21 protein-coding genes are annotated in these 22,449 nt (G+C 62.7%); 4 read left to right on the forward strand and 17 right to left on the reverse strand.

The genetic code is table 11. The features are described from left to right. Positions 1 to 127 precede the first annotated feature (127 nt). Positions 128 to 751 (forward strand): LysE family translocator, encoded by a 624-nt coding sequence (locus HU736_RS03865; protein WP_103437211.1) that lies wholly within the window; start codon positions 128 to 130, stop codon positions 749 to 751. Here HU736_RS03865 and HU736_RS03870 read toward each other — a convergent pair. From HU736_RS03870 to HU736_RS03930, 13 genes are all read right to left on the reverse strand, one after another. Continuing rightward, the gene (locus tag HU736_RS03870) at positions 748 to 3,180 is read right to left on the reverse strand and encodes an autotransporter family protein (protein ID WP_186698280.1); all 2,433 of its coding nucleotides are present in this window, start codon (positions 3,178 to 3,180) and stop codon (positions 748 to 750) included. The genes HU736_RS03865 and HU736_RS03870 overlap by 4 nt on opposite strands. Before the next feature lie 95 nt (positions 3,181 to 3,275). Further along, positions 3,276 to 3,551, reverse strand: a complete 276-nt coding sequence (locus HU736_RS03875; protein WP_101319093.1) for a peptidylprolyl isomerase — start codon at positions 3,549 to 3,551, stop codon at positions 3,276 to 3,278. Positions 3,552 to 3,625: 74 nt separating this feature from the next. Beyond that, complete coding sequence (gene hbdH / locus HU736_RS03880) at positions 3,626 to 4,393, reverse strand: 3-hydroxybutyrate dehydrogenase (RefSeq protein WP_186698278.1); 768 nt, start codon at positions 4,391 to 4,393, stop codon at positions 3,626 to 3,628. Between the two features lie 91 nt (positions 4,394 to 4,484). Further along, entirely contained in the window at positions 4,485 to 5,147 is a 663-nt protein-coding gene (locus tag HU736_RS03885) for a glycosyltransferase family 2 protein (protein WP_103437214.1), read from the reverse strand. Continuing rightward, entirely contained in the window at positions 5,144 to 5,743 is a 600-nt protein-coding gene (locus HU736_RS03890; protein WP_103437215.1) for a class I SAM-dependent methyltransferase, read from the reverse strand. The genes HU736_RS03885 and HU736_RS03890 overlap by 4 nt, the downstream gene beginning before the upstream one ends. Further along, the gene (locus HU736_RS03895; protein WP_186698276.1) at positions 5,740 to 6,495 is read right to left on the reverse strand and encodes a PIG-L deacetylase family protein; all 756 of its coding nucleotides are present in this window, start codon (positions 6,493 to 6,495) and stop codon (positions 5,740 to 5,742) included. Before HU736_RS03895 ends, HU736_RS03890 begins: the two co-directional genes overlap by 4 nt. Continuing rightward, a complete protein-coding gene (locus tag HU736_RS03900) occupies positions 6,492 to 7,562 on the reverse strand; it encodes an acyl-CoA dehydrogenase family protein (protein WP_225912968.1) in 1,071 nt (356 codons plus the stop codon). The genes HU736_RS03895 and HU736_RS03900 overlap by 4 nt, the downstream gene beginning before the upstream one ends. 94 nt (positions 7,563 to 7,656) lie before the next feature. Further along, positions 7,657 to 8,673 carry an ABC transporter permease gene (locus HU736_RS03905; RefSeq protein WP_186698273.1) on the reverse strand — a complete coding sequence of 339 codons (1,017 nt, stop codon included), beginning with the start codon at positions 8,671 to 8,673 and terminating at the stop codon, positions 7,657 to 7,659. Continuing rightward, positions 8,673 to 9,734, reverse strand: a complete 1,062-nt coding sequence (locus HU736_RS03910) for a microcin C ABC transporter permease YejB (RefSeq protein WP_186698271.1) — start codon at positions 9,732 to 9,734, stop codon at positions 8,673 to 8,675. The genes HU736_RS03905 and HU736_RS03910 overlap by 1 nt, the downstream gene beginning before the upstream one ends. Beyond that, positions 9,731 to 11,554: an extracellular solute-binding protein gene (locus tag HU736_RS03915; protein WP_367615280.1), complete on the reverse strand. Its 1,824-nt coding sequence runs from the start codon at positions 11,552 to 11,554 to the stop codon at positions 9,731 to 9,733. Before HU736_RS03915 ends, HU736_RS03910 begins: the two co-directional genes overlap by 4 nt. Positions 11,555 to 11,675: 121 nt before the next feature. Further along, positions 11,676 to 11,957 carry a peptidylprolyl isomerase gene (locus HU736_RS03920; protein WP_101319110.1) on the reverse strand — a complete coding sequence of 94 codons (282 nt, stop codon included), beginning with the start codon at positions 11,955 to 11,957 and terminating at the stop codon, positions 11,676 to 11,678. Between the two features lie 141 nt (positions 11,958 to 12,098). Continuing rightward, positions 12,099 to 13,166: a 3-deoxy-7-phosphoheptulonate synthase gene (locus tag HU736_RS03925; RefSeq protein WP_186698266.1), complete on the reverse strand. Its 1,068-nt coding sequence runs from the start codon at positions 13,164 to 13,166 to the stop codon at positions 12,099 to 12,101. Between the two features lie 534 nt (positions 13,167 to 13,700). Next, positions 13,701 to 14,366, reverse strand: a complete 666-nt coding sequence (locus HU736_RS03930) for a response regulator transcription factor (RefSeq protein WP_101319114.1) — start codon at positions 14,364 to 14,366, stop codon at positions 13,701 to 13,703. Between the two features lie 202 nt (positions 14,367 to 14,568). Between HU736_RS03930 and HU736_RS03935 the strand changes: the two genes are divergently transcribed. Beyond that, positions 14,569 to 15,204: a response regulator gene (locus HU736_RS03935; protein ID WP_186698264.1), complete on the forward strand. Its 636-nt coding sequence runs from the start codon at positions 14,569 to 14,571 to the stop codon at positions 15,202 to 15,204. A 10-nt stretch (positions 15,205 to 15,214) separates the two neighbouring features. On the opposite strand, the gene HU736_RS03940 is transcribed toward HU736_RS03935, so the two are convergent. Together HU736_RS03940 and exaA are read right to left on the reverse strand one after the other, a co-directional pair. Continuing rightward, on the reverse strand, positions 15,215 to 15,859 hold the full coding sequence (locus HU736_RS03940; RefSeq protein WP_103437221.1) for a pentapeptide repeat-containing protein: 645 nt from the start codon (positions 15,857 to 15,859) through the stop codon (positions 15,215 to 15,217). Between the two features lie 96 nt (positions 15,860 to 15,955). Beyond that, positions 15,956 to 17,821: a quinoprotein ethanol dehydrogenase gene (gene exaA / locus HU736_RS03945; RefSeq protein WP_186698262.1), complete on the reverse strand. Its 1,866-nt coding sequence runs from the start codon at positions 17,819 to 17,821 to the stop codon at positions 15,956 to 15,958. A gap of 257 nt (positions 17,822 to 18,078) precedes the next feature. Between exaA and pedF the strand changes: the two genes are divergently transcribed. Further along, positions 18,079 to 18,516 (forward strand): cytochrome c-550 PedF, encoded by a 438-nt coding sequence (gene pedF / locus HU736_RS03950; protein WP_181087847.1) that lies wholly within the window; start codon positions 18,079 to 18,081, stop codon positions 18,514 to 18,516. A 155-nt stretch (positions 18,517 to 18,671) separates the two neighbouring features. Here the strand turns inward: pedF and HU736_RS03955 are convergent, their stop codons facing one another. Beyond that, on the reverse strand, positions 18,672 to 19,823 hold the full coding sequence (locus HU736_RS03955; protein ID WP_186698260.1) for an acyl-CoA dehydrogenase family protein: 1,152 nt from the start codon (positions 19,821 to 19,823) through the stop codon (positions 18,672 to 18,674). A 16-nt stretch (positions 19,824 to 19,839) separates the two neighbouring features. Then, positions 19,840 to 20,910 carry an enoyl-CoA hydratase/isomerase family protein gene (locus tag HU736_RS03960; RefSeq protein ID WP_186698258.1) on the reverse strand — a complete coding sequence of 357 codons (1,071 nt, stop codon included), beginning with the start codon at positions 20,908 to 20,910 and terminating at the stop codon, positions 19,840 to 19,842. A gap of 340 nt (positions 20,911 to 21,250) precedes the next feature. Here HU736_RS03960 and HU736_RS03965 point away from each other — a divergent pair, with 340 nt between their 5' ends. Continuing rightward, positions 21,251 to 22,435: a porin gene (locus tag HU736_RS03965; RefSeq protein ID WP_186698256.1), complete on the forward strand. Its 1,185-nt coding sequence runs from the start codon at positions 21,251 to 21,253 to the stop codon at positions 22,433 to 22,435. Positions 22,436 to 22,449 lie beyond the last annotated feature (14 nt).

Raw genomic sequence — 22,449 nt, forward strand, 5'->3', positions numbered from 1 at the left:
TGTCTGAGTTGCTGTGCAGACCTGCGAGTCTACCTGCTCGGTACTGTGCCGGCCATTTGCCGCGTGACTGTGCTTGACCCGGTTCCAGAGCGGGGCGACCCTTCGCAGGTATTCGAGGAGAACAACAATGGACATGTCGAGCCTGCTGCTATTCGTCCCCGCCTGCTTTGCCCTGAACATGGCGCCTGGACCGAACAACCTGCTGTCACTGCACAATGCCAGCCGTTATGGCCTGCATACTGCCTGCCTGGCCGGGGCCGGCCGAATTCTGGCGTTCAGCGGCATGATCGCCCTGGCAGCGATGGGCCTTGCTGTGGTGCTGCATACCAGCGCCTGGCTGTTTCTGACCATCAAGTTGATCGGGGCGGGCTACCTGTTCTATATCGCTTGGCAGCTATGGCGGGCGCCGGTGGGTGAGACAGCTTTGGGAAGCGGCGAGCCTCGCGGGATCTGGCGGCTGGCCCGGCAGGAGTTCTGGGTGGCGGCGGGCAATCCAAAAGCCATATTGCTGTTCACCGCGTTTTTGCCGCAGTTCGTCAGCACAGAAAGTCCCATGCCGGTAGGCGAGCAGTTCCTTTGGTTGGGCGTGTGGTTCCTGTTGCTGGAATGGGCAGCCATCGCCATCTATGGCGCACTCGGTGCCTACCTGCAGCGTTGGTTCAACCAGCCGCGCCCACGCCGGCTGTTCAACCGGATCAGTGCCTCACTGTTAGGCCTCGCCGGCGTGGGCTTGCTGGCTGCGCGTCGCTAGTACTGCCAGCGCAACCCCAGGTTGATGCCGCTGCTTTGTTGCTGATGGCTGTCGAGGTTGGTGCTGTACTGAACACCGACATGCACGCCCAGCGCTTTGTTGACCTGGGCTACCAGACCGCTTTCAAGCTGCAGTGAGGTGTAGCGGTAATCGGTCTTGATCGTGTCGACACCGTCAAAGACCAGGCTGTCACGGCCGCCGTCGCCGTGCCACAGGTTCAGTTGTAGGTAAGGTTGCAGCATGCGCTTGTCGGCATCGGTGAACGTGCCCTCGAGGCGAGCGCCGAGCCTGCCGGTCAACTCCAGTTGAGCATCGTGGCTCACCTGCGCGACGCCATCGCCCGCGCTGTCCAGTTTCACTTTCTGGGCAATCAGCTGGGCTTGCGGCTCCAGCGTCCAGTGCTCGGACAGGGCAAGCGGGTAGCCGCCCTCCAATGAGCCGGACCAGCTGCGACCGTCGAGATCGAGTTGCCTGCCACGTTCTGAGCGAGCACGACCGCTCAGATCGGTAAACTGGAGTACCGCATCGAGATAGCTGCCCTGTGCGCCTACCCGTGTCCAGTAGGCACCGACGCTATCGCCCTCCAACCGCAGTTTGCCAACATCGACGTTCCGCTGGGCCAAGGCAAAGCCTGTGGCATCGGCGTCCAGGCGACTGTGGCTGAAATAGACACCAAACTGCTGGCGTACACCGTCTGCGTCGACATGGGCATAGAGATCCTGGCCGACCTTGTAGCCCTGATAGTCACCGTCCAGCCCTGGGCTGACGGTGCCGCTCCATTGCTGGCGAATGGCACCGCCGTATGCCTGCCCCCAACTGGCGCCGAGTGAGCCGGATCCAGCCAACAGGCGCTGATCGCCCTGGCGTTGATGGAATGTGCCCAAAGCCTGCCTGACGATGATACCTGCGGCGCGTGGCGCGGCAGCGTACAGCGCTACCTCGGGGCGATACAGCGGGATATCTTGGCCTGGTTGGGCGGTCGGCAGCGCGGCCTGGCCGGGTGCAACGGCCGTGACCGGCGTAGCTATTGCCACTTCGCCTGGTGGCGCCTCAGGTGCGGCGACAAGGCTCGAGCGCAGATACCAGCTGTTCTCGCTGCCCGCTGTCACACCCCCTTTGAACAGTCGATAGTCATAGGCGCCCGCCGAGAGCACCTGGCTTTGCACGAACGCGGTGTTGCTGCTGGTAGCACCCTCGCGCGCTTCGACCACTTGAATGCCATTATGCGAGGTCGAAGCGCCTGAACCAGCGAGGTTGGTCACCTGCAAGGCAGTGCTGCCGCTCAGCGTGCCCTGGCTGACGACCAGCCGGTCAGAGGCGGCGCCGTCACCCGCGAGCACACTGTTGATGCGCAAAATGCCATTGTCACCCTGATAATTGCCCTGCACCTGCAGGCGTCCTTGAGCGTCGCCGCCGCTGCCTAGGTCAAGTGTGCCAGCGTTGATCAGGGACGCGTTCTGGCCAGGAGCAAAAGGGCTGACACTGCCTTGGCGGGAGATCACGCTGCTGCTGGGGTCGACGGTCAGCACACCCGTGCCACTGCTGGCGTCGCCCAGTACCAGCGAGTCATTGAGTGTCAGCCGGCTAGCATCTTTCAGTATGATTTTTTCGAATTGGCTATAGAGTGCGCCACCCGTGGGCTGACTGGCCTCGAAGGTCAGTGTGTCCTCGCCTACGCCGCCGTTGATGGCGGTGCGCAGCGCCTGAGTGTCCAGGTTCTTGAGCAGGGCTGTGTCATCATCGGCGCCGAGGTCCACTCGGCCACCGATAGTGCCGCCGTCCCAGACAAAGCGATCGTTGCCAAAACTGAGCAGAATGTTGCCGCCCACGCGCCCACCATGGATCAACACCTGGTCATCGCCGCCGCTGACACTGATGTTACCGCCCACGTCGCCCGCAAAAATCTCCACCAGATCGGTGTCGAAAGCGGTGCTGATATTACGATCGATGGTACCGCCGCGCATGATGAACACATTCTTGTCGAGCAACATGTTGACGTTGCCGATCCGTCCTGCGGTCATTTGCGCGTAGTCGCCGCTGAGAAAAGTGCCGACGATATGCCCGCCGGTCATGCTGAAGGTGTCCAGGCCATCGCCTTGATTGAGGTTGCCGCGGATGATGCCGCCGCTCATGTTGAAATCGTCGATGCCACCCCCCTGATCAACGTTGCCGCCGATTTCACCTGAGGCCATGGTGAGCGCGTCCTTGCCATCGCCAAAGGAGACATTGCCGGTGATCACCCCATTACCGCCAGCGGGGAAGGACAGGCTGTTGTCGCCCACATTGTCCGTCAACGAGGGCGCGCTGCCACTGTCGCAGACATGCGCGTCGTTACCAGGGCCTGGAGTGAAGCTACAGGCGGCCTGAACATGAGCAGTGCTCAGCAGCGGTAAGCTAACTATGAAGCAAAGCGTGGTTGGGCGAATCATACAGACCTCCGATGTCCTCGACTTGGGCGAGTTTCAGAGGTCGCATCCTGTGCTGGCAACTGGCAAAACTGATGGGTGGCAAGGCGCTACTATTATCAGTCGCGGTACACCACCTGGACCAAGTGATAACCAAACTTGGATTTGATCGGGCCGTGGATTTCGCGCACGGCTTTCTTGAAGATCACCTGGTCAATTGCGCCGACCATCTGCCCGGGGCGCACTTCGCCCAGGTCGCCGCCACGCTTGGCAGAGGGGCAGGTTGAGAACTTCTTGGCCAGCACGTCAAACGCCTCGCCCTTGGCGATACGCTGCTTGAGCTGCTCGGCTTCAGCGGCGGTCTTGACCAGAATATGGCGGGCTTGAGCTTTCATGGGACACCTGCGTACCGGGAAAAAAAGGCGGCCATTATGCCTGATCGCGGCGCGCACGGCTGGCCGCTCGACGGTTACTGGGCGAGCCAGCCGCCATCCACGTTCCACGCAGCGCCACGGACCTGGCTGCCGGCCTCGCTGCACAGGAACACCACCAGCTCACCCAGATGCGCAGGGGTGACGAACGCGCCTGAGGGCTGCTTCTCGGCCAGCAGATCGTGCTGTGCCTGCGTCAGATCGACACCTGCCGCGATGCGATCGTCAATCTGCTTTTGCACCAGCGGGGTGAGCACGAAGCCTGGGCAGATGGCATTGCAGGTGACGTTGCTGGCGGCGGTTTCCAGGCCAACCACCTTGGTCAGGCCGATCACCCCGTGCTTGGCTGCCACGTAGGCCGATTTGCCGACCGAGCCCACCAGGCCATGCACCGAGGCGATATTGATGATCCGCCCCCAGTTGCGCTCACGCATGCCCGGCAACACCAGGCGGGTGCCGTGGAACACTGCGGAGAGGTTCAAGGCGATGATCTTGTCCCAGCTCTCGGCGGGGAACTGCTCGACCGAGGCGACATGCTGGATACCGGCATTGTTGACGAGAATATCGACGCCGCCAAAGCGCTCGGCAAACGCGAACAGCTCTTCGAGCTGGGCGATGTCAGAGAGGTCAGCCGGATGATGGGCGACTTGTACGCCGTGTTGATTGATTTCGGCAAGGGCAGCGCTTGCATCGCCAAAACCGTTGAGAACGATATTGGCACCCGCGCCGGCCAGCACCTTGGCTATACCCAGGCCGATGCCGCTGGTTGAACCGGTGACCAGTGCAGTTTTACCTTGTAGAGACATGCAAAGCTCCTGGAGTGCTGGCGCTTGTGGGCAGCGCCTCGGCGAGGAACTTGAGGTTAGCACTTCTGTCTCTGCAGATGCCTGCCCCGCACTAGCCTGTTACGGATTCCAGCCCAGCTAGATAATCGCCAAAACCCTCGCGTGCACGGCTGTCACGGCGGCTGCTGGTGGCTACGCTGTGCCTGGCGGTCCAGACTATCTGTGCGCCTTGAGCCTCAAGCGCCCGCACCAGGTGCACGTCTTCATGGGCGGCCAGCGGAGCAAAGCCGCCAGCCAGGGTATAGGCTCTGGCGCAGATGCCAAGGTTGGCCCCATGAATATGCCGGTGGCCCTCACGAGCTTCATAGCGGCTCAGGTACAACTTGCGCAGCGCTGCCGTCTGCCACGGCTGCCAGCGCTCGATATGCACCGTGCCGCAAACTGCCTGCGCTTCGCAGGCCAGTTGCGACAACAGCCAGTGGCCGGGCACGCAGCTGTCGGCGTCAGTGCACGCCAGCCAGGTTGCGCCGCGCTCCAGCATCAGTGCCGCGCCCGCCTGGCGCGCGGCACCGACACTGCCCGCGTTGACGCTCAGCGTCTCCACCTGATGACGGCGGGCAATGGCTGCGCTGCTGTCCGTGCAGCGATCCAACACCACCAGCACTTCTACCTGATGCCCGGCCTCGCGTGCCAGCGCGGCGGCGGCATTGACTGACTTCAGGCAGCGGCCAAGGCGGCGTGCCTCGTTATGGGCGGGGATGATCACGGCAATCATGCGCACCTCTCGTCGACATCGACCACGCGGGGCTGACACGACCAGTACTCGAGCAGGAAGTCAGCCTCTTCATGGCGAAACTGGGCGTACAACGGTAAATGTCTGGCGAGCATCGCATGCACCTGGCGGCCGTTCTGCGGGCATCCGGCGATCGGGTGAAGCCAGTGGCAAAGGACCAGGCCACCGTCATCGTCCAGGCTGGCTACCGCTTGTTCAAGCACCTGCAACCAGTCGGTAGGGTCCAGGTAGTAGCCAACCTCGCTCAGGACAATCAGATCGAAACGCTCAGCTGGCCAGTCACCCGGCAAGCGCCCGCGCTCGACGCTGACATGCTCCATACCGGCTGTGCGCTGGCGGGCCAACTCTACGGCGGTCGGATCAAGGTCCTGGCATACCAGCTCCGCGCAACGCTCAGCCAGCAGCACACTCAGTTCGCCGTTGGCGCAGGCAGGTTCAAATGCGCGCTCATAGCGCTGGCGCGGCAGGCTGGCGACCAGCAGCTCGCGCTTGCGCCGTTCATACCAGCGGCTGCGCAATGCCCATGGGTCATCATTACCGGCGTACAGGTCGGCGAAATACTGCGAATCAACACTCATAGAAACACCAGTTCGAAAGGTTGCAGCAGGCAGTCGAGCAAATGTTGCGGCAGCACCGGCGGCTGGCCGTCATCGGCCTCCAGTTGGCTTGAATGGGCGCCGATGGCTTTGCGCTTGCGGGTTTGGCGCAAGTCGTCGAGCGGGTAGCGGTGCGCGCGTGACCATGGTAGGCGTGGATCATCCGGTTCAGCCCAGTGCCAGGCCCATACCGGCACCTCAGCCAATTGCGCGCTGCGCGCCTGAGCCGCCTGCGCGGCGGCGCGGCCTACGGCTTCGTGGTCGCAGTGGCCGTCGTTGCGCCAGGTGGCCATGAGCAGGTCATCCGGCTTGAGCAATTGATTGAGATGGTTGACCAGAAATGCCTCGTCGCGGCGCACGGCACCGTCTTTCAGACTCAGCCGGCGCCAGTCCAGTTTGTTCAGGTCCAGATCCAGCTGCTGCAAGGCGTGGCGGCTTTCAAGCGGCCGCTGCCGGCGCAGCCGGTGCTCGCTCCACTGGGCAGAATCCGGGTGGCTGCCCTCGCCATCGGTTACCGATACCAGCACCAGATCCTCCTCACGGCCTTGGAAGCCGGCCAGTAGCCCGCCGGCCATGAGGATTTCGTCGTCTGGGTGCGGTGCCAGTAGCACCAGCCGGCGACCGGGCGGGCACAGCGTGTCAGCGTCGATCCACTTGCTGCGGGCCAGGTGCGCAGAGTGCTGCCAGTCTGCCCAAGCGGTGCCGGTGCTGGCCTGGATCAAGTTCTCGGTCATAGCTGCCAGGCTCCTGCTGGCTGTTGTGCCAGCTGTTGTCCAAGGGTTGCCAGGTCCCGCTCGGCGTGGCTCTGGCGCAGGTAAACGGGCAAGTCGGCGCTGAGCCGGGCGAAGTGGCTATCACGGCAGAACGGCGTCGCACCAAGGGCGCGGCCCACATGATGAATGACGCACTCTGCTGCCTGCTCGACCTGGGCACGTACGCGGCGCACCGGCAAACTGGCGTCTGCCTGCGGATGTTGATCAATCCAGGCGGCGCACTCGTGCAGCGCGGCCCTTGCGGCGGACAACGCCCCGTCAACGGCGCCGAGGTGGGCGTCACCGTGGGGGTCCGGGCGTGTCTTGCTCCGCTGCTGATGTAGATACCCCCCGAGCGCTTCGGCGGCGCCATACCAACAAGCGGCAATGCCGCCACCGCCCTGCCAGAAGCCAGGGCGGGCGAGGTACTGCCCAGGCTCGCCGACGGCAACGCCTATCGCTCCGTCGAAGACGATATCGGCGCTGGCTGTGGCAGCCATGCCGAGCGCCTGCCACTTTTCCAGCTCAATCCGCAGGCCAGGCTGGCGCAGATCAACGGCTACCAGTTGCGGCTGGTCATCGTCGGCCCAGGCAGTGATCAGGGCATGGTCGACCTGCAGCGCGCCGGAGCACCAGGCTTTGCGGCCCGCGAGGCGCAGCTGCTCGCCGCTGCGCGAATTGATCAGCGCGCGGGCATCCGGTGGCTCTGCAGCCCACACCGCCCATATGCCATTGCCAGCAAGCCGCGCAGCACCGCATTCGGCCAAAATCGCCAGGGCATCGGTATGGCCTTCGTAAAGTTTGGCCAGGGTCAGATCGCAGCCGCCAATCTGCGCCAGCATCCGCCAACGTTGAAGCGTCTGGCCATGGCCGGGCAATGGCAGTTGGTCGAGCTGTGCCGCTTGCAGTGTGTGCATCAGCTCGGGCAGTTGAGTGTCCACATTCACCTGTAGCGGTCGCTCGGCGAATGCCTGCAGCAGTGGGAGTAACTGATGTTGCGGCTGGCCAGCTGTTTCCGTACGCAGGCACGCCTGCAGGGGCTTCTCCATGATGGCTCCAGGACAATCGACAAGTCTCTAGAGTGGGAGAGGGCGGAGCAGTCCAGAGTTCAATCGATTCGCGGCGCGGGCAGTTGTGCCGCGCTTAAGCACGCGGATCGAATGCCTCGCGCAGCGCATCGCCGATGAACACCAGCAACGACAGGATCAACGCCAAGGCAAAAAATGCGGTAAAGCCCAACCATGGCGCTTGCAGATGCTGCTTGCCCTGGGTCACCAGTTCACCCAGCGACGCGCTGCCGGCGGGCATGCCGAAACCGAGGAAGTCCAGAGCCGTCAGGGTGGTGATCGCCCCGGTGAGCATGAACGGGACGTAGGTCAGGGTCGCATTCATGGCATTGGGCAGAACATGGCGCAGCATCACCTGCATGTCCGTCAGGCCGAGCGCACGTGCCGCCTTGACGTATTCAAGGCTGCGCCCGCGGAGAAACTCGGCACGCACCAGGTCGACCAGCGCCAGCCAGGAAAACAGCGCCATGATCCCCAGCAACCACCAGAAATCCGGCTCGACGAAACCGCTGAGAATGATCAACAGGTACAGCACCGGCAGGCCGGACCAGACTTCCAGCAGGCGCTGGCCAAGCAAGTCGACCCAGCCGCCGTAATAGCCCTGCAAAGCGCCGGCAGATATGCCAATCAGGACGCTGATGGCGGTCAAGGCGAACGCGAACAGCAGTGACACGCGCGTGCCGTACAGCACCCGAGCCAGCACGTCCCGGCCTTGATCATCGGTACCCAGCCAATTGCTCGCGGAGGGTGGGCTGGGGGTGGGGACCTGCAGATCGTAGTTGGGGGTGTCGGCACTGAACGGGATCGGCGCAAACAGCATCCAGCCGCCCTGATCCCCGATCAGCTGGCGCACATATTGACTGCGATAGTCGGGCTGGAACGGTAACTGGCCGCCAAACTGCTGCTCGGTGTAGCGCTTGAGGGCCGGTACATACAACTCGCCCTTGTAGCCGAGCAGCAGCGGCTTGTCGTTGGCGACCAGTTCGGCGCCCAGGGTCAGCACCAGCAGGCCGGCAAATAGCCACAGGGCAATCCAGCCGCGGCGGTTGCGGCGAAAGCGTTGCAGGCGGCGCAGGGTGACGGGCGAGAGCATCAGTGCGCCCTCCCGTCGAAGTCGATCCGCGGGTCCAGTACGGTGTAGCAGAGGTCACCTATCAGGCGAATCAGCAGCCCGGCCAAGGTGAAGATGAACAGCGTGCCGAACACCACCGGATAATCGCGCGAGACCGCTGCTTCATAACTCATGCGACCCAGGCCATCGAGCGAGAAGATCACTTCGATCAGCAGGGATCCGGCGAAAAACATCGTGATCAGCGCCTGGGGTATGCCGGCCACTACCAGCAGCATGGCATTGCGCAGCACATGCCCGTAGAGCACTCGCCGCTCGCTCAGGCCTTTGGCGCGAGCAGTCACCACGTATTGACGAGAGATTTCTTCGAGAAACGCATTCTTGGTCAGCAGGGTAAGCGTGGCGAAACCGCCGATCACCAAGGCGCCTACAGGCAATACCAGATGCCAGAAGTAGTCGGCGACCTTGCCCAGCACACTCAACTGATCGAAGTCCTCGGAAACCAGCCCGCGCACCGGGAACCAGTTCAACGAGGTGCCACCGGCAAACATCACGATCAACAGCAGGGCGAACAAGAATGAGGGCAGGGCGTAGCCGATCACGATCAGCGCGCTGCTCCAGGCATCGAAGCGGCTACCGTGGCGCACGGCCTTACGGATGCCCAGGGGGATCGACACCAGGTAAGTGATCAAGGTCGCCCAGAAGCCCAGCGACAAGGTCACCGGCAGCTTCTCCACGATCAGGTCGGTAACCTTTGCCCCGCGAAAGAAACTGTTGCCAAAATCCAGCCGGGCGTACTGACCCAGCATCAGCCAAAGCCGCTCGGGGGCAGTCTTGTCGAAGCCGTACTGGCGCTTGATCTCCTCGATCAGTTTCGGGTCCAGGCCACGGGTGGCCCGGGACTGTGCATGAACCACTTCGCTGCCGGCGCCTGGCGTACTGCCACCGCCGAGACCCTGCAAGCGCGCTACCGCCTGTTCGACCGGCCCGCCAGGCGCGGCCTGAACGATGGCGAAGTTGACCAGCAGAATGGCCAGCAGGGTTGGGATGATCAGCAGCAAGCGGCGCAGGATATAAGCGGTCATGGCGAAGCCTTCAGCCGTTTGGCCATCTGCTCATTGGTCAGTGCGGTCGGGCTGACCTCCCACCAGCTGTCCAGGCCTTCATCATAGGCGGCCTGGACCTTGGGTCGGCCAAAGCGGTTCCACCATACCGTGGAGCTGCCGGGCGGGTAGTAGTTGGGGATCCAGTAGTAATTCCATTGCATCACCCGGTCCAGCGCATGCGCGTAACGGCGCATGCTGGCCTGGCTGTTGGCCTGCACCAGCCCAGCCAGCAGGCTATCCACGGCGGGGTCCTTGAGCACCATCAGGTTGTTCGAACCTGGATCGTTGGCGGCCGCCGAGCCGAAGTAGTTGAACAGTTCGCTGCCGGGCGAGAGGGTCACCGGATAGCCGGTGACGATCATGTCGTAGTCGCGCGCCATCAGCCGGTTGACGTATTGCGCCGAGTCGACGTTGCGAATGTTCAAGGTGACGCCGATCTGCGCCAGGTTGCGTTTCCACGGCAGCAGCATGCGCTCAAGCCCTGCCTGGCCGTTGAGAAAGGTGAACTCGAACGGCTGGCCCTCGGCGTTGACCAGGCGGTCACCAAGCGGCCGCCAGCCGGCAGCTTGTAGCAGTGCCAGGGCCTGAAGTTGTTGCTGGCGGACGATCCCTGAAGCATCGGTCACCGGCGCGGTGAACACCTGCGTAAAGACCTCGTCCGGCACGCGACCGCGTAGCGGCTCAAGCAACTTCAACTCTTGCGCATCCGGCAACTCACGGGCAGCCAGCGGCGTGTTGGCGAAGATGCTCTGCTGGCGGATGTACATGCCGCGCATCATCTGCCGGTTGCTCCACTCGAAATCCCAGAGCATGGCGAGCGCCTGGCGTGTGCGGCGATCCTTGAACATCGGCTGGTCCAGGTTGAATACAAAACCTTGGGCCACCTGCGGCTTGGCTGGCCCTAGGTGGGCGCGCTGCAAACGACCGTCGTCCAGCTGCGCGCCGTTGTAACCGAGGGTGTAGGCGGTGGCTGAGAACTCGCGGTTATAGTCAAAACCGCCACCACGCAGCACCTGCCGGGCGACCTCGGTATCGCCAAAGAACTCGATGCGCATGCGTTCGAAATTGTAGCGACCACGGTTGACCGGCAGGTCATTCGCCCACCAGTGCGGGTCGCGCTCGAAGGTGATGCTGCGGCCATTGTCGATCTTGCCGATGCGGTACGGGCCGCTGCCCAGCGGTTTGCCGAAGCCCGCACCCGTGGCGAAGTCACGCTGCTGCCAGTCGTGCTCAGGCAGTACCGGCAGGGTGGCCAGATCCAGCGCCAAGGTGCGCCCATGGGGTTGTTTGAAGTCGAAGCGGACAGTGCGCGGGCCCTCTATGACAACCGCCGCAACCTCGGCAAACTGCGTGCGAAACTTCAGGCTGCCTTTGCTCAACAACAGCTCATAGGTAAAGCGCACGTCTTCTGCGCGGACGGGTTTGCCGTCGGCGAACGTCGCGCGGGGATCGATCTCGAAGCGCAACCAGGCGTCTTCCGGCCCGCGTTCCATGCGCCGAGCAATCAGGCCGTAGACCGTGTAGGGCTCGTCGAACGAACGTACTGCCAGTGGCGCATACAACCAACCGTCGACTTCGCTGACGCCGGTGCCTTGGTCGATGTAGGGCAGGACATGGTCGAACTGGCCAATCTCCATCGCCGAGCGGCGCAGGCTACCGCCTTTGGGGGCGTCAGGGTTGACGTAGTCGAAATGCTGGAAGGTGTCGGGGTAGCGTGGTGCTTCGTCATAGACCGTAAGGGCGTGCCTGGGCTCCGCCTGGGCGAAGGTTACAAGGCAACCGGCAAGCAGAATTGTCACCAGACGACAAAAGCGCCCAATACGCGCGACAGCGCCTCCCCGGCGTGCGCCAGGTCGGTCGCCATCGCAAGCCATGCCCGGCGCCGCAGCGAAACTGCAGAGGCGGGCAGGCAGGACTGGATCAGTCCTGACGGCTGGTCACTTCCAGCAGGTGGTAACCGAACTGGGTCTTGACCGGACCTTGAACTTCATTCAGCGGCGCGCTGAAGACCACGGTGTCGAACTCCTTGACCATCTGGCCTGGGCCAAACGAACCCAGATCACCGCCTTGGCGGCTGGATGGGCAGCTGGAGTTGGCCTTGGCGACTTCAGCGAAATCGGCGCCGCCCTGGATCTGCGCTTTGAGCTCGTTGCACTTGTCTTCGCTGCTGACCAGGATGTGGCGGGCGGTGGCTTTAGCCATGGGAAATGCTCCTTTTGAATGAGTCCGCAAGCCTAGCGCAAACCACACGCGGTTGTCTGCCATGGTTGTTGTCGCTGGCAGCCAACACCGTTTGCAGGGCGCCGCAAGTGCCTCTGCTGCGCGCCGTGTCTGCGCCGGGTACTACTGACGCAGGCGCATGGCGCAGCGTTGCAACAGTCGCTCGCTGGCCTCCCAGCCAAGGCATCCGTCGGTGATCGATACCCCGTAGGCGAGGTCGCCTTTGCCGAGGGCCTGGCAGCCATCGTACAGATGCCCCTCAAGCATCATGCCAACCACCGATTGATCCCCCGCCAGCCGCTGTGCCAGCACATCGTCGAACACGGCTGGCTGCCGAGCTGGGTCCTTGCCGCTGTTGGCATGGCTGCAGTCGACCACGATGCGCGCAGCGAGCCCCGCCTTGGCCAGGCTCTGTCGCGCACGAGCTATGCTCTGCGCATCGTAGTTAGGCCCATCATGGCCGCCGCGCAGGACCAGGTGGGTGTCTGCGTTGCCCAGCGTTTCGATGATCGCCGGATGACCCTGAGCGTCCATGCCAAAGTGCCGATGCGGATGGGCGGCGCTGCGCATGGCATCGGTCGCAACCGTGATGCCGCCGTCGGTGCCGTTCTTGAACCCCACCGGCAGCCGCAGACCGCTGACCATCTCGCGGTGAATCTGCGACTCGGTGGTGCGTGCACCAATCGCTGCCCAACTGAGCAGGTCATCGAAGTAGCCGGCAGCCATCGGCTGGAGCAATTCGGTGGCGATCGGCAAGCCGCGTTCAAGCATGCTCAGCATCAAACCACGGGACAGGGCGATACCGGCGTGCATGTCGTCGCTGCCGTCCAGATGCGGGTCGTAGGCCAGGCCCTTCCAGCCGACTGTAGTACGCGGCTTTTCGACGTAGGCGCGTATCACCAGCAGCAGCTTGTCCTCGACCTTACGGCTGAGTGCAGCGAGGCGGTCGGCGTATTCCAGCGCTGAGCGTGGGTCATGAATCGAGCACGGGCCGACAATCACCAGCAGGCGCGAGTCACGGCCCTCGAGAATGGCGCGGATGGTCTGGCGGTGCTGCTCCACTTGCTGGGCAAGTTCAGGCGTGAGTGGCATTTGCTGCTTGAGCAGGTGCGGGCTGGGCAGACGTTGGCTGACAGCGGAATTGGCAGCAACAGGTTGGGTCAGGGGCAGGGCGAGGGTAGCGGCTTGCATAGTTCTGTTTCCCTGGGCGGACAGCGGGTTCAGGCCCGCGTGGTCGGCCCTATCGAGGTGTTCGACAAATCGTCAAATGCGGTTCTTGTGCGGCATCGCCACCGGAAATCGACCGAACGGAGGCGGCAGGCTGGCCCGAACGGGATTGGCTAAATCGCCAGGTATAGGTGGCTGCGCGGTAGGAAGTGCGGTAGTTCATGTTGAAATCCTCGATATGTTTGGTGTTTTTCAAAGGTCTGGAAATGCAAAACCCCCGGTCGGGAAGCCGACCGGGGGTTGAGTATTCTCATGTTCGGCGGCCCCTCGAAGAGTGGGCGCCGGTGGGTATCAGCGGCGCCTAGTGGCTAAACCAATACCCAAAATAAACGGTGGAGACGACCGAACCAGGCACGACAGCCAGCAGCCGGCGCGCAGTGCGTGCGGTGCAGGTGGCAGTGTGGTGGTGGCTGTGGGTCATGTTGTACTCCAGTGACTGAGTCCGAGCTTACTGCACCTGCAACGGCGCATTCAATGGCTGAATGCGCTTTTTTTTCCTCAGCGCCGCAGGTAGGCGGTGAAGTCGATATCGCCGGCGCTGAGGATCGCCTGCACCCGGTTGTGCACATTCAGCTTGCGCAGGATCGCCGATACGTGAGCCTTGACCGTGGTCTCGGCAATGTCCAGGTGGTAGGCAATCTGCTTGTTCGATTCGCCCTTGGTCATCCGCTCAAGTACCAGCAGTTGCTTGCGGGTCAGCGCCTGCAGCAGCTCCGGGGCGAAGCTCTGCGCTTCGCTGACCGCACGGCGGGTGCCGGGCTTCTGCGTGCGAATGATGTCCGGTGGCAAATAGACGTTGCCGTTGAGAATCTGCTCGATGGCGTCGGTCATCTGAGCCCGCGGTGAGGACTTGGTGATGAAGCCGACCGCGCCATAGGTAATGGCCTGGAGCACCACCTGCTTGTCCTGCTCGGCCGAGACGATTACCACCGGAATGGTCGGCGCCTCGTTGCGCAGGTTCATCAAACCGCCCAGACCGTGCATGCCGGGCATGTTCAGGTCGAGCAGGATCAAGTCGAGGTCGTCGTTTTCGCAGGTCATCGCCAAAGCGCTGTCGAGGTCGGCGGTTTCCATTACCTCGCTGCCTGGAAATCCATCGGCAATCACGTTGTGCATGGCCTCGCGGAACAATGGGTGATCGTCGGCGATAAGAATCTTGTACATGGCTGTGCACCTTATTGTTGTATGTGTGCTCGCACGCAGGGGCAGTTTGCTTGGCAGCAGCCCTCGTTATGCCGCTATTAAGAGCCGGTAGCAAGGCTTTGTGAATGCGACCATCGCCATGCGAAGCAGTACCAAAGTAGTAGGTCTGGGCAGCGGCAGGGCTTCTAGCATGGAGGCCTGCACTGTATAGGAGGCACAAGGCATGGCCATTTTGCTGGTAGACGACCACCCGTTGCTGCGCGCCGGCATTACCGCGACCCTGACCCAGGCGTTGCCGCAGATGCCCTTGCTGCAGGCCAGCGATGGCGAGCAGGCGCTGGCCATGGTGCAGGCGCAGGTGCCGGGGCTGGTGATCATGGATTTCGACCTGCCGGGCATCAGTGGCCTGGAAACCACCCGCCGTCTGCGCCAGCGTTTGCCACAGCTACGCGTGCTGTTTCTCAGTGAACATGCGCAACTGAGCCTGGTGCGCCAGGCATTGGCGGCTGGGGCTTGCGGCTTTCTGTCCAAGCAGATCACCCCTGAGGTACTGGTCGAGGCGGTGCGCAAGGCCCTTAGCGGACATGCCTATATCGAGCAGGGCTTGGCGACCGCGTTGGCCTGTCAGCCCGCGCAGGCTGAGACCGACTGCCTGCATGGCCTGACGCCGCGCGAGGCCGAGATTTTCCTGCTGCTGGCCAAGGGCACGGCGTTGCGCAGTATTGCCACCCAGCTGTGTATCAGCAGCAAGACCGTGTCCAATCACCTGACCCTGCTCAAGAGCAAGTTGCGCGTCAGCAGCCAAGCGCAGCTGGTCCACCTGGCACTGCAGGCAGGGTTGCTCAAAGCGGTCGCCTGAACAGACCGGATTACTTCCAGGTCTGCGGGCAGCCTTTGCAGCCTTCCATGTTGCTGTCCTGGAAATTCGCATAGTGCTGACGGGTGCCGCGCAGGTCAGCATTTTCCAGATTGCTTTCGCCAAGCTTGGCTTCCTGCAGATTGGCATCGGCCAGGCTTGCGCCCTTCAAGTCGGCTTTGCTCAGCCAGGTCATCTCAAGGTCAGCCGCATGCAGCTTGGCGCCGTGCAGTTTGGCCCCGGACAGGCGTGCGAATTCCAGATAGGCCGCCGACAAATCGGCATTTTCAAAATTGGCGCCTTGCCCGTACATGCCCCAGGCCTGCACTGCGACCAGTGTTGCGTTCTGCAGTTGCGCCAGACGCAGGTTGCTTTGCTGCAGGCTGGCACGGGTCAGGTTGGCGCCGCGCAGGTCGGCTTTTTCCAGGTTGGCCAGATCCAGCCGGGCATGGCGCAGGTTGGCCTCGCGCAGGTCGGCGCCAGACAGGTCAATCTTGCGCAGGTCCTGATTGCTCAGATCGGCGCCGCGCAGGTTGGCGTTGGCGCACTTGCTTTCGGCGGCGATCACGCAGCCATTGATGGTAAGTGGGGCATCGCCCAGTTCATCGGCAACAACCGGGCTGAGCGCCAGAATCAACGCGAAGGGAAGGTAGTTCATGGTGGCTCCTCAGAGGAGGGCGAGGCCCTCGTTCACGGCGCTTGGCCGCAGCCACAACCAGCGCACGAGGCGCTGGTGGGGCCGCAGCCAGGCAACTCAGCGCTGGGCTGTCTTGCTCTTGCTGTCCCAGGCCGGGATCTTGAATACCCAGAACGAGCCGCCCTGTGCCACAGGTTTGGTCAGCTCGGCCATGTCGCCACCCCACAGCGGTACCGCGCCACCGTAGCCGACGGTTACGCCGATGTACTGCTCACCGTCCTGGTCCCAGGTGATCGGCGGCGAGACGATGCCGCTGCCGGTCTGGAATTTCCAAAGCTCCTCGCCGGTCTTGGCGTTGAACGCCTTGAAGTAACCGTCGCCGGTACCGGTGAACACCAGGTTGCCTTTGGTTGCCAGCACGCCAGCCCAGAGCGGCAGGCGCTCCTTGTGCTCCCACACCATCTTGCCGGTGGTCGGGTCCATCGCGCGCAGGGTGCCGACGTGGTCGTCATACATGCGTTTGATGCGGAAGCCCATGCCCAGGTACGCCGAGCCCTTCTTGTAGTTGACCTCTTCGGTCCAGTATTCCTCTTTCCACTGGTTGGCCGGCACGTAGAACAGCCCGGTGTCCTGGCTGTAGGCCATCGGATTCCAGTTCTTGCCACCGAGGAACGGCGGCGAAACTTCGACTGGCTTGCCCTTGGTCTGGCCTGGCTCAGGCTTGGCCGGACGCTGCCCTTCGTTTTCAACCGGGCGTCCAGTCTTGAGGTCGATGTGGCTGGCCCAGGTGATGTTGTCGGCGAACGGGAAGGCGTTCTTCAACTTGCCGTTGGTGCGGTCGACCACGTAGAAGAAGCCGTTGCGGTCAGCATGTGCGGTGGCTTTGAATTGCTTGCCGTCCTTGTCCTTGTAATCGAACAGGACCAGTTCGTTGTTGCCGGAGAAGTCCCAGGCATCGTTCGGCGTGTGCTGGTAGAACCACTTGACCTCACCGGTGGTGGGGTCGACGCCGACCTGGCCGGAGGTGTACAGGCTGTCGTAGTCGTGCGGGTTGCCGTCCTTGGAGGTGCGCGCCCAGGTGTTCCACGGGCCAGGGTTGCCGGCGCCGACAATGATGGTATTGGTTTCGGCATCGAAGCTGGCGCTCTGCCAAGGGGCGCCGCCGCCGTGGCTCCAGGCCTCGACCTTGCCGGTTGGCGAGCTTGGATCATCCGGCCAGGACGGCGCTTTGACGTCGCCGGTCGGGGTGCTGTCCTTGCCGTTCAGGCGGCCCATGTGGCCTTCGACAAACGGTCGCATCCAGACTTCTTCGCCGGTGTCCGGGTCACGTGCATACAGCTGACCCACCACGCCGAACTCATCGCCCGAGCTGCCGTGAATCAGCAGTACCTTGCCGCTCTTCTGGTCTTTGATCAGGGTTGGCGCGCCGGTCATGGTGTAGCCGGCGCTGTGGTCGCCGAACTTCTTGTTCCAGACCACCTTGCCGGTGTCCTTGTTCAGCGCCACCACCCGTGCATCGAGAGTGCCGAAGAAGATCTTGTCGCCGTAGATGGCCGCGCCCCGGTTGACCACGTCACAGCAGGGGCGAATGTCGTCCGGCAGGCGGTGGTTGTAGGTCCACAGGCGCTTGCCGGTCTTGGCGTCGAGGGCAAATACCCGCGAGTAGGAGCCGGTAACGTAGATCACGCCATCGTTGATGATCGCCTGGGATTCCTGGCCGCGTTGTTTTTCGTCACCGAAAGAAAACGACCAGGCCGGCGTCAGTTTGAATACGTTCTGGTCATTCACCAGCGCCAGTGGGCTCCAGCGCTGGGCGTTGGTGCCCATGCCGTATTGCAGCACGTTGCCGGTGGTCTTGTGGTCGTCGGCGATATCTTCCCAGGTAACCGACTTGGCCTGGGCAGCGCCGCCGCAGGCTAGGCTGGCCAGGAGCAGGGCGGCAGAAAGAGGCGAAAGCAGGGCGGGTGATGTTCTTGTTGTCATGGTGGAGTTCCCAGTGAGGTTGTGCCTGGTTAGCCTGGAACGCCGCCGCTGATCGAGATACGGAAAAAGTCCCGGTCACTGCGGGAAATCTTCCCAGTCCGGACATGATTTGGCACTGCGCCGCAAGCGCTACTACCAAGGGATAAGGGCGCGACCCCCAAAGCAGCATGTGGCCGCAGGCACTGGCTTTCTAGGATGGTCAGGCCGCCTCCGTTCGAGAGGCGCAGCGTGCAACTTCAGCAGTCGAGGGCAGAACAATGACAACCCCTAAAAGCGCCTGGCACCTTTCCCTGTTGCTGGCTGGCCTGTGCGCCGCCGGTGGCAGCTTCGCCCACGGCAACGTAACGCCATCGGCGGTCAACACCGATGGGCTGGAGCCCTTGGGCAGTGAATGGCGTAGCGAAAACCCCTACCGCAACAGCAAGGATCATGACAAGGCGCTGTCGATTGGCGCGTCGGCCTATAACCAGAACTGCGCCGCGTGCCATGGCCTGGAGGCCAAGTCCGGTGGCATCGCCCCTGATCTGCGGATGCTCGATGAAGGCGCGGTGGGTGATGAGTGGTTTGTCGAGCGGGTGCGCAACGGCGCGGTGCGCGATGGCCGCGTGTACATGCCGAAGATGGCCGACTTCCTCAGTCAGGAAGCGTTGTGGGCAGTGCGCACGTATCTGGACAGCGTGCACGTCAGCGAGTGATCGAGTTGGGCAATACAATGCTGGGGGCGCTTTGCGCCCCTTTCGCGACACAAGGCCGCTACAGGGACCGCGTTAGCCTGGGTGTACGCGGTGCGTGAGCGGCCTTGTGTCGCGAAAGGGCTGCAAAGCAGCCCCGGCGCACTCAACCAACACACTTACAGCGGGTAGTGCCTCAACTCCCGCGCAATCAACATCCGTTGAATTTCGCTGGAGCCTTCATAAATCTGGGTAATCCGCGCATCGCGGTAGTAGCGCTCCACCGGATAATCCTCCAGATACCCGTAACCACCGTGCACCTGAATCGCCATCGAGCAGACCCGCTCAGCCATTTCCGAAGCGAACAGCTTGGCCTGCGAAGCCTCTGACAGGCACGGCTTGCCGGCACTGCGCAGGCGCGCCGCGTGCAGGATCAGCAAGCGAGTGGCATTGACCTGGACCTGCATGTCGGCGAGCAGGTTGGCGATGCTCTGGTGCTCGTTGATCGGCTTGCCGAACTGGATGCGGTCTCGCGAGTACACCAGTGCTGCTTCGAATGCCGCACGGGCGATGCCCAGCGCCTGGGCGGCGATACCGATGCGGCCGCCTTCAAGGTTGGACAGTGCAATCGCCAGGCCCTTGCCACGCTCGCCGAGCATGTTGGCTGCGGGGATGCGGCAGTTGTCGAGGCTCACGGCACAGGTGTCGGACGCGCGAATGCCCATCTTGTGTTCACTGCGGTCGACCTTGAAGCCAGGGTTGTCGGTCGGTACCAGAAACGCCGACAGGCCTTTTTTGCCCAAGTCGGGGTCAGTCACTGCAAAGACGATCGCCAGACCGGCGCGGCGGGCATTGCTGACAAACTGCTTGCTGCCGTTGATCACCCATTCGCCATCGATCAGTTCCGCACGGGTGCGCAAGTTGTGCGCCTCGGAGCCGGCCTGCGGTTCGGTCAGGCAGAAGCAGCCAATCACTTCGCCGCTGGCCAGGCGTGGCAGCCAGTGCTGCTGTTGCTCAGGCGTGCCGTAGGCCAGCAGCGGGCCGCAGCCTACCGAGTTGTGAATGCTCATCAAGGCGCCGGTCGCGCCGTCGCCAGCCGAGATTTCCTCGACCGCCAGGGCATAGGCCACGTAGTCGGTGAAACTGCCGCCAAACTGCTCCGGCACGACCATGCCAAGCAAGCCCAGCTCACCCATCTTGCGCACCACACCGTCGTCGATCCAGGCGGCTTTTTCCCAGGCCTGGGCATGCGGGGCGATTTCGCCGCGGGCAAAATCGCGTGCCATGTCGCGGATCATGATCTGTTCTTCGTTCAGTTCCAGGTCTTGCATCTGCGTACTCCCAGGCTCACAGCCCTTCGAAGAATTGGTCGACCCGCGCCTGCGCTAGCTCTGCCAGGGTCGGCGGGTTCCAGCGTGGCTGCTTGTCCTTGTCGATGATCAGCGCGCGCACGCCCTCGATGATGTCGCCATGGGCGAACCACTGCCGGTCCAGGTGCAGCTCCATGGCAAAGCACGCCTCCAGGCCAAGTTTGCGCCCGCGCCGGAGCATCTCCAGGGTCACGGCCATGGCCAGCGGCGAGCGGCTTTGCAGCAGGTCGGCGGTGGCCAGCGCCCAGGCCTGGCTGTCGCCGATCCGCACCGTGCGCAGTTGTTCGATGATGCTGGCAAGGTCAGCCTGGGCGAAGTAGTGGTCGATCACCGGGCGCAGCTTGGCCAGCGGCGCGTCGGCCAGTACCTGGGTGCCGAGGCGGGCCAGGGCGCCCTGCAGGTCCTTGAGCGGATGCTGACCGAAGCTGAGCTGGTCCAGGGCCTGATCGAGCTGAGCGAGCCTGTCGCTGCTCAGGTACCAGTTGGCGAGGCCGCAATACAAGGCATCGGCCGCCTGGATCTGGCAGCCGCTGACGCCCAGGTAGGTGCCCAGTTCGCCCGGCACGCGCGACAGGAAGTAACTGCCGCCGACGTCCGGGAAGTAACCGATGGCGGTTTCCGGCATGCCCAGCCGGCTGCGCTCGGTAACCACGCGCAGATCGGCGCCTTGTGCCAGGCCCATGCCGCCGCCCAGCGTGAAGCCGTCCATCAACACCAGGGTCGGTTTGGGGTAGTGATGGATGCACAGGTCGAGGGCGTATTCCTCGACGAAGAACTCTTCATGCAGGCTGCTGCCGGCTTTGAAGCTGTCGTACAGCGAGCGGATATCACCGCCGGCGCAGAAGCCTTTTGGCCCTTCACCGCGCAGGACCACAGCCTGCACCTGCGGGTCGGCCGCCCAGGCGTCGAACGCCTGCTGCAGGCTGCGCACCATGTCCAGGGTCAGCGCGTTGAGCCCGGCCGGGCGATTCAAGGTGAGGTAGCCAATCTGATTGCGGACTTCAGCCAGCACATGATCGGTGGATGAAATTCGAGCGTGCGCGGTCATCGCGATCTCCCTGCTTTGTTATTGATTTTCCAAGTGAAGTCTGGAGTGCACTGGAGGATCAAAGGATCCTGCCATGCAAATATGTCCTGCACAATCGACATATCTGCAGCAGCTGACTGCATGAATGTGCCATGTACCCGCTTTGTGCACCCCGCCTTGCGAGTGAGTTACTGCCACTTTAGCCGAGTGCGCCCCAAGGAGCGGGTCGTAGTGCTTGTAGGTGCAAGCCGCTCGGCACCGGCCAAGGAACTGGCCAATCGCCGCCAAGGCAGCGTAGGGCCGCGTGCGTGGGCTTTCGATAATCGCCTGGACACCTGTCCAACCGATTGCGGAGCGCGTCATGCACAACAACAATAACAACTCCCACCGTCGTATCATGCCGCTACTTGGCGGCCTTGCCAGCCTGGCCTTGGCCCCGTTGGCGGGGGCCGAGATCATGCTCTACGACAAGGACCAGACCACCTTTTCCACCGACGGCTACATCAACGCCTTCTACGTCAACAGCGATATCGATCGCGCCGGCGAGCAATATGATCGGCGCCAGTCACGGGTGAAAATGGGCTTTCTGCCCAATACCCTTGGTTTCAACATGACGCGCCAGATCGACGATCTCAAGCTGGGTGGACGTGCCTCGTTCTGGGTCAGCATCAACGACAGTGAAACCAACGGCACCGACACCGCCATCGATGTCCGCCAGTTCTACGGCACGGTGGCCAACCCGGAGTGGGGCGAGGTGTTGATCGGCAAAGACTTCGGTTTGTTTGCCCGCTCCAACATCCTCCTCGATGAACTGCTCACTGGCTACGGCCAGGTCAGCGACACTCTTGGCCTGGTTGACGGCGGCGGGGTCTCGTTCGGCAACATCGGCAGCGGCTATCCCTATCCTTTCCCGACCTCGCAGATCACCTACCGCACACCGGTAATGGAAGGCCTGCGCGTGGCCGTGGGGATCATGGACCCGGTCGACACCAACGACGACAGCGCGGTCGGCAAGGCCTATCAGGAGAATCCGCGCACCGAGAGCGAGATCACCTACCAGTTCGATCTGGGCGGCGCGAAGATCTACAGCTGGCTCAACGGCAGTTACCAGACCTCCGACAACACCGACAGCAACGTCGACTCGGTGACTTCCAAAGGTCTTGGCTACGGCGTACAAGCCAAGATGGGTGCGTTCTCGCTGACAGGCTCGGGCTTCAGCGCCAAGGGCATCAACCCGTTCTTCACCAACAATGCTGGCGAGGCGACCCTGCGTGAGGTCGACAGCCAGGGTTATCTGGTGCAGGGCTCGTACACCTTTGGCAAAAACCGCCTGGCGCTGTCGTATGGCAAGACCAAGGATGACGGCAACGGTGCAGTGAACACTGGCGCCGACTATGAGACCCGCGGCATTGCCCTGTTTCGCGAAATCAATGCCAACTTGAAACTGGTCGCCGAATACAACCAGTTCGAGATCGATGGCCACGAGGGCGATGCGCAAAACGAGGACACCGATACCTTGGCCCTGGGGGCTGTACTGACCTGGTAAGCGGGCGGCTGGCG

The sequence above is a fragment of the Pseudomonas shirazensis genome (genome assembly GCF_014268785.2).
GTDB classification, from domain to species: Bacteria; Pseudomonadota; Gammaproteobacteria; order Pseudomonadales; family Pseudomonadaceae; genus Aquipseudomonas; species Aquipseudomonas shirazensis.